The organism is Bradyrhizobium sp. UFLA05-108 (assembly GCF_059803455.1).
This window is the reverse complement of the sequence record NZ_JBANAZ010000255.1, coordinates 1-644: the sequence shown is the minus strand read 5'-3', so window position 1 is coordinate 644 and position 644 is coordinate 1. Positions and strand designations below refer to the sequence as shown.

The following is a 644-nucleotide window of genomic DNA, read 5'->3' as shown; positions in this document are numbered from 1 at the left end:
GGACTAGGCTTTTTCGCCGCCGCCGGTGATGATACTGTCCAACTGACGCAGTGGCACGCCGTTGACGTCGAGCGCCTTGTTGGTGATCACCTGCAGGTTGGCGTCACGCGCGCGCTGGGTATTCTCCAGGCGTTTGGCCAGAGTCTCCAGGCTGTCGGCGGTCTTGTCGCCCAAGATGACGATCACCGCGCGCTGGCCGGTGCTGTCTGCGTAAACATGCATGTTGTTGGCCTGGTTGCCCAGCTTGCCGCTCTGATCCGCCATGCCGACCGGCAGGGTGAACGCCAGTTTACCGTCCAGCAGGCTTACCTGCTGCCCGGCCGGCGCGCTGGCAGCCGCGCCGTCTGGCGCTGCCTTGGTGTCTTTGGTGTTGCCGTCGCAGGCCGCGAGGCCAAGCGCCAGCAGGCTGATACCCATCAATTTCGCTACTTTACGCATCGGGCTTCCTTCTTCCTTTCCGGTAGGGATTCACTGTCGTATCGCAACCTATTCCAGGTTGAAATGCAAGGCAGATGTTGTCACAAGTTTTTTTCCAGTAATAGCCGATAATCAGCCACTTCGCCTTTCTTTTCCAGTTGAACAATCTGATAGTGGTGGGTGAGCAGCATCGTCAGCATGGCGCGGAACCGGTTACGGGTTTTGAC

1 protein-coding gene is annotated in these 644 nt (G+C 58.9%); it reads right to left on the bottom strand.

Annotation, left to right across the window (positions count from 1 at the left end; genetic code table 11):
- Positions 1-3 precede the first annotated feature (3 nt).
- Entirely contained in the window at positions 4-438 is a 435-nt protein-coding gene (locus tag SO140_RS46340; protein WP_498544255.1) for a DcrB-related protein, read from the bottom strand.
- Between the last annotated feature and the right edge of the window lie 206 nt (positions 439-644).